This is a genomic window from Acinetobacter sp. YH12058 (assembly GCF_013419805.1).
Lineage (GTDB): Bacteria > Pseudomonadota > Gammaproteobacteria > Pseudomonadales > Moraxellaceae > Acinetobacter > Acinetobacter towneri.
The window spans coordinates 1-3,437 of record NZ_VOZL01000046.1; the positions used below are offsets into that span (position 1 = coordinate 1).

4 protein-coding genes are annotated in these 3,437 nt (G+C 38.6%); all 4 read right to left on the minus strand.

Translation table 11 applies throughout. The features are described 5' to 3' along the window. Window positions 1-664: relaxase/mobilization nuclease domain-containing protein (locus FTU09_RS13480; protein WP_180080546.1), on the minus strand; the 664-nt coding region annotated here is incomplete at its 3' end. Continuing rightward, the gene (locus FTU09_RS13485) at window positions 654-1,190 is read right to left on the minus strand and encodes a plasmid mobilization relaxosome protein MobC (protein WP_180080548.1); all 537 of its coding nucleotides are present in this window, start codon (window positions 1,188-1,190) and stop codon (window positions 654-656) included. The genes FTU09_RS13480 and FTU09_RS13485, both read right to left, overlap by 11 nt. A gap of 444 nt (window positions 1,191-1,634) precedes the next feature. Beyond that, entirely contained in the window at window positions 1,635-2,471 is an 837-nt protein-coding gene (locus tag FTU09_RS13490) for a replication initiation protein (RefSeq protein WP_257226864.1), read from the minus strand. A gap of 338 nt (window positions 2,472-2,809) precedes the next feature. Then, window positions 2,810-3,437 (minus strand): hypothetical protein (locus FTU09_RS13495; RefSeq protein WP_180080551.1); only part of this gene is annotated, 628 nt, incomplete at its 5' end.

Below are 3,437 nucleotides of genomic sequence, written 5' to 3' on the forward strand. Positions count from 1 at the left end.
TGATTCCGTATTCAGCAAGCGTTTGCACAACATCGGTACGGTCTTGAATCACGCCTGCGTTAATGCGTTGGGCAACGATTTTGTTTAAAAGTTCCTTTTTTTCAGGCTTGGTTTTACCTGAAAAATTAATTTCAATGGCCGCTAATCTTTGGGAGTGTGTGTGGTGCGGTAGCTGTACATCAGCTTTTAGAATTGCGAGGTCATCAGGTTTGGACCAGCAATGTTTTTCGTTTAAATAATCTCTGAGTTTATCGAAGTATTTTTCGTGTCCAGGAGGAGCAATATTTAATGACTTACCTGTTCCAAGATCGACTCTTGGAATCAAAACATGAACATGCTTTGAACCATCTTGCGCAACATGCAAAACAGCATTCATGTGATAGCGTGTCGGGTCTAAATCAGCAAAAGCATGTTTTTCAAATTGATCTAATGTTTCTTGAATCTGTGCATCCGTTGGATTGTCTTCTTTTGACCATGCGATTACTGCTGACGAATAGCGATAATCAAAATTTAGGCTTTCGACAATAGAAACAAAAGTTTTTGCATCGCCTCGTAAAGTTTGAATATCAGGACGCAAATCGCCTTTTGCATCTTTTTCAGCAAGTAAATAGCCAACCGCTTTTCGTGGACAGCCTTTCCCATGTTTCGTAAATTTAATGTGCATCGGTTTCGACCTCCACTAACTCCACGGCTTTGAGTATTCGACTTCGTGCATTTTCGATAGCGGTATCAGACATTGTGGTTTTTTTAATTTCACCAATAACGCTATGTATATCTTCTTGAATCGCTTGAAGCACTTGCAGACATTCGATAAAGCTAAATTCTTGAGTGAGATCCAACTCTTGTTGTCTGTCATTTTTAATTACATTCAATGCTCTAGCACACTGATTCAGATTTGTACCAACTCGACCAAGTTCCATCAATAATGCTGGGTCTACTTTTGGCGGTGGTCGATGGTGCTTTTTTTGTTTGAGTGGAAATGTGGGTTTCACATAGTTTTCAATTTCAACTAAATGAAATTCTGCACTAATCGCATTTTTAATTAGTCGATTGTTGAAGTCACTAAACTGTAAGTTTCTTTTCTCAAGAAAATCATCAAGCTGATTTTTTTCATCAACTGTCAGACGTAGACGTTTAACTTCTGATTTCGGATTGATCTTTTTAAATTTTGTTAAATCTTCATCATCCATTTTTACCACTCCCCTGCTTATGGTTTTGGATGGGGGTTTGGGGGCGAAGCCCTCAACAAGACTTCTGTGCTACAACTTTTCGGAACTGCGTAGCAGGGCTGAAAATTGTAGCTACAGAGTAGGCTTGCTTAATTACAATAGCACGTTGTCTTGGTGCTAACAATGCTCGGTTACGAGTGTTGTTAGTAACAAACAAGTGCTGTTGTAATTCAGTGTGTAGACATTGATGTAGACATTGAAATTGATGGTGAGTTATTTGAGGGGGGTAAAAGCATTAAGAATATTTTTGTTTTCATGTGATTTATTGTTTGAACTTTCTAATTGTTTTTAGTTATTTTCTATTTAACTTATAAAACAAGAATAATAAAAACCCCCACTTTAAAGCTAGGGAAGATTCAAAACAAACCCCTTTCGGGGCTGTTATCTGATATGGCTTATCTGCTATCACTTTATCAAACCTTTTTTCTTGCGCCGATAATATGTAGCTTGACCAATTCCAAGGGCTTCCCAAGGCTTTTTTGAACGCTCTGAATCAGCTTTAGGGCCACGTTTGGACTTGGCACCTCCCTTCGCACCACGTTTAGCTTGAATCTCGCTGAAATCTCCATAGCTGAAACGCTGCCACACCCATTTTGCAATGCTCTTTGCTGTAGCTTTCACTTCACTGTATGGCAGTGTCTGTTCAAATTCGCTGTTAAATGCTTCCATTTGTGCTCTAACGGCTTTTTCCCATTGATGGCTAGAGTTATGGTGCATGTAATCTCTAATCGCCTTATACGCCCAGAAACGCCCCTTTTCGAACATGGTGACATTGCGACCTAAACCAACTACTTCGAGTTTTTTCGGTATCTTCTTCGGCAGATCCACGAAGTCAGCAAGATAATCCAGCGAATACGCTTTATCAGTCCAAAAAATCGTCCTCCACTGGTCATTGAGAGGATTTTTTGTGATCAAATGCGAATAGCTTAAATCTGCACCCATCCCCACAGCATAGGCATGATAGATAGCATGTGCGTACTTGATTGCCTTGATGCTTGCGTACTCACTTGTGCAAAGTGGAATTTCGAGTTTGTAGCAGTGGTGACAGTGACCGTTTTCGGGGTTTTGAGTAGTCCAAAGCGGTCTTGGCAAGCCCGCATCAAACCATGACAAGGCTGAGTCGCTTTTGTCGTCATCAAATACAAAATAAACCGTCATCAATGGGGGGTTTATTTGAATATATGGCTTCTTGATTGCGATTTCTTTTGTCCGAATAAGCATGTAGCCAGGCTTTTCGTCCATACAAAATGGCTTATACGGCAAATTTTGATAAAAATTTGACCGAAAATTTGATAATTGGTCTGTAGATAGGTTCATTAATAACAGTTTCGCTTGCAAAGCTTGCAAACACTGCTAAAATTAAGACAGATTCTGGTGTTTTAATTTTTAGTGTTTTCAAGCATTTAAATTAAAAATTCCGAAGAAAGACAGGACGGCAATCCTGTTTTTTTTCGCCTATGGAAAATGTAACACTATTCTTAAGAAAAGCATACTGCAGTAAAATCAGTTGCTTATGAGATGCTTTTTTTTTCGAGTACAGCAATGTGAAACATTGCTACGCAGAAAAAGAAAGCATCAATTTACATTGTGAATCCATTGTCGTTATTACGTTCAACAGCTTTTGTTTCAGCCTTCGGCTGAAATAACGGCTTAACTTCGTTTTCTTTTTTATCAAGATCATTTAAGCGATATTCGTTTGAAGTTCGTTCAAGTGAGAATGTCCGATTTAGCTTTTGTCTAGTGTCGTAATTCAGATGACAGCCTGACTTTTTCATATAATCAATAATGCGTTCATCATTACGTATCATCTTGTTTACAATATCAATTTCATCTCTACTTAGCCCATTTGCATAATGTTGATAGTGTCCGATTTCTTGATATTTTGTTTCGATGTAATAAGCGACTTGCTCAATATTCCGCTTCTCAAACGCTTCGTGCTGTCGTTCTGACCACACTTGAATGCGTTCCGCTGTTGGTGAGCGATAACCGTTGTTTTTAAAATATTGAGTTAATTCAGTACATGACTTGGGTTTAATCACAATATTACTGAGTTGTCGTGTAATTAAATCAATGTGTTTAGTTGTTCGATCAAGTTCTTGACTGAAAGTTCTAAGTTCTGCAACTTGTTGTTTAGCTCGCTTACGTTGATTTCGTTGTCTGTTGCTGTATTCAATGATGATACTGTCGAAAGTGCTTTCGTTAATTGCG